At 38.4% G+C, this 2962-nt stretch carries 2 protein-coding genes and 2 tRNA genes; all 4 read left to right on the plus strand.

Going from position 1 to position 2962, the window contains the following annotated elements; translation table 11 throughout:
* Positions 1 to 403: 403 nt before the first annotated feature.
* Positions 404 to 1387: an Rpn family recombination-promoting nuclease/putative transposase gene (locus MUW73_RS01285; RefSeq protein ID WP_243017903.1), complete on the plus strand. Its 984-nt coding sequence runs from the start codon at positions 404 to 406 to the stop codon at positions 1385 to 1387.
* Between the two features lie 32 nt (positions 1388 to 1419).
* Positions 1420 to 2538: a tRNA 2-thiouridine(34) synthase MnmA gene (gene mnmA, locus MUW73_RS01290; protein WP_243017902.1), complete on the plus strand. Its 1119-nt coding sequence runs from the start codon at positions 1420 to 1422 to the stop codon at positions 2536 to 2538.
* 52 nt (positions 2539 to 2590) lie between these two features.
* Positions 2591 to 2672: transfer RNA gene (locus tag MUW73_RS01295), tRNA-Leu, on the plus strand.
* A 37-nt stretch (positions 2673 to 2709) separates the two neighbouring features.
* Positions 2710 to 2784 (plus strand) — tRNA-Val (locus MUW73_RS01300).
* The last annotated feature ends 178 nt before the right edge of the window (positions 2785 to 2962 follow it).

Below are 2962 nucleotides of genomic sequence, written 5' to 3' on the forward strand. Positions count from 1 at the left end.
TTTCCGCTCATCCAATGGCTTATGCTAGGAAAAATCGCGCCTTTTTTTTCATCAGCACTTGTTTTTTTGGCTACTTTTTGATCAAGCAAAAAGTAGCTTTAAAAAATTCATTTTCTACCAGTGTCAGGAACAGACAATGGCGTCAACTTAAGGAATTTTTAATTATTTTTATTTGATTATAAGTTTTTTTTTATCTTACTTTTTTCTTGATAAAAAAGTAAGCAAAAAATCAAGCCCTTGTAAAAGAGTTGCGTTCAGCAAGTGACTGTTACAACTGAAATAAAAAAACAGTTGAAAGGGAGGCCCGAAGGGCGGATTATGTTGTTTAGAACAGATACCTCCTAAATCAATACTAAAAAGTTACTATATTAGCGATGTCTATCATCGCATTGCACGTAACATTATGGTAACCTCAAAATTTCTAAACCCGAAGAATGATGTAGCCTTTCGTAAGATATTTGGCACTGAAAAACATAAGGATATTCTTATTCACTTTATAAATGATATATTGTGTCTTGAGGGGCCCTCTATGATCCAAGAAGTTACTTTTCTCTCTACGGTTCAAGATCCGGACATTGCTTATAAGAAAGAAAGTATAGTAGATGTATTATATAGAGACAATTGTGGTAGGGAAATCATTGTAGAGATGCAAGTAACCCCCCAACAAGGATTTGAAAAAAGAGCCCAATACTATGCCTCTAAGGCCTATTCCAGGCAACTCGGTGTAGGTCAAGAAGTAGGCGCTAGATACCAGGATCTTAAAGCTGTGATCTTTATAGCTATTACAGACTACATTGTTTTTCCTAGTAAAACAGATTACCTTTCCAATCATATTGTGCTAGATGCTAAAACTTATGCACATGACCTACAAGATTTCTCTTTTACGTTTATAGAACTACCCAAGTTTAAGATCAAATCCATTGAAGCATTATCTACCATGATAGAAAAATGGTGCTACTTTTTTAAATATGCTTCCTCTACTAGCGAAGCAGAGGTAAAAAATATAATAGACGCTGATTTAGTGATCCAACGCGCCTATGAAGCCTTAAATCGCTTTAACTGGTCAGAAATAGAATTACGAACCTATGAGAAAGAGATCAAGCGCGTCATGGATAATCAAGCAGTAGAAGACTATATGAAAAAACAAGCTAGACAAGCAGGAGAGGAAGTTGGTCTCAAGAAAGGTCTAAAACAAGGTCTAAAAAAAGGTTTGGAACAAGGCCTCGAGCAAGGTTTGGAGCAAGGTCTCGAGCAAGGGAAGCTAGAGGGAGAAAAGCGCAAAGCACTTTCTATAGCTAAAGCCATGTATTTAAAAGGTTACCCATTAGAAGACATTATGCTACTGACAGGTCTTGCTCAAGGGGATATAGAAAAAGTTAAGTCCTAAAGTTTAGATATACCATCTTCTAAGATTCACCTATGAGTAAAAAGGGACGTGTATTAGTGGCTATGAGTGGTGGCATAGACAGTTCTGTAACGGCTGTAATGTTGCATGACCAAGGTTATGAAGTAGTAGGTATTACCATGAAAACATGGAGTTATGCTGGTAGTGGTGGTAAGAAAAAAGAAACAGGGTGTTGTAGTTTGGATGCTATTAATGATGCTAGGAATGTGGCTGTTGAATTGGGGTTCCCCCATATTGTTGTAGACATCAGAGAGAGCTTTGGTAGCCATGTAATTGACCATTTTAAATCTGAATATTTAGCAGGTAGAACCCCTAATCCATGCGTATTGTGCAACACCCATATTAAATGGGATGCGCTTCTGCAGCGTGCTAATAAGCTAGGTTGTGATTACCTAGCAACAGGTCATTATGCCAAAGTGCGATCAGAAGGGGGGCGTTATATTATTTCTAAAGGATTAGATCCTAAAAAAGACCAATCCTATGCCCTATGGGGTGTTTCTCAAGAGAGCCTTAGTAGGACTTTGTTGCCGCTAGGTGGATTTACCAAATCTTTTATTCGTGCATTTGCTACCCAGCGTGGCTTTACAGACTTAGTCAATAAGTCTGAATCATATGAAATATGCTTTATTCCAGATAATGATTACCGTGGATTCTTAAAACGACAAGTAGCTGGATTAGAAGAAAGCGTTAAAGGCGGAGAATTTGTACTAGAAGATGGAACAGTAGTGGGACATCATGAAGGGTATCCTTTTTATACTATTGGACAGCGAAAAGGGTTACATATAGCCTTAGGTTATCCCGTATATGTAACGGCCATAGAAAAAGAGACTAACCGAGTAGTACTGGGCACTTTTGACCAATTATGTCGCGATGGTATGTATGTAGATCGGCTTAATTTATCTAAGTATGTAGACCTACAGGGAAAAAAGTTAGATACCCTTACTAAGGTTAGGTATAATGATCCCGGCACACCTGCTGTGATTGAGCAAGTAGGTGATCAAATGCATGTCTTTTTTGGCAGTGGTGTGCATGCCATTACACCTGGTCAAGCGGCTGTTTTTTATGAAGAAGAAGATCTAATAGGAGGGGGGTGGATTGTTTCTGCATTTGGTAAACACCCTATTATATCCTAAATTAGTTAAGTTCATTTTATCTGCAATGAACGTAAAGCATTTTGATTATTTTGCGCATGTGGTGAAATTGGTATACACGCCATCTTGAGGGGGTGGTGCTCTCGGGCATGGGGGTTCGAGTCCCCCCGTGCGCACAGTGGGGGCTCAAGTATAGCTTTTTAAGTATTTAAGGGGTGGTTAGCTCAGATGGTTTAGAGCATTCCGTTGACATCGGAAAGGTCGTTGGTTCGAGTCCAATGCTGCCCACTATATTTTATATCTTATCTTAAAAAACTGCCATTTCAAGTATTTGTTCACCCAATGGCGTCAACTTAAGGAATTTTTATTTGATTATAAGGCTTTTTTATCTTACTTTTTCTTGATAAAGAAGTAAGCAAAAAATCAAGCCCTGGTAAAAAGTTGCGGAAAGCGCCTCTTACAGCTG

This window comes from Candidatus Cardinium sp. cByotN1, assembly GCF_022810525.1.
GTDB lineage: Bacteria > Bacteroidota > Bacteroidia > Cytophagales > Amoebophilaceae > Cardinium.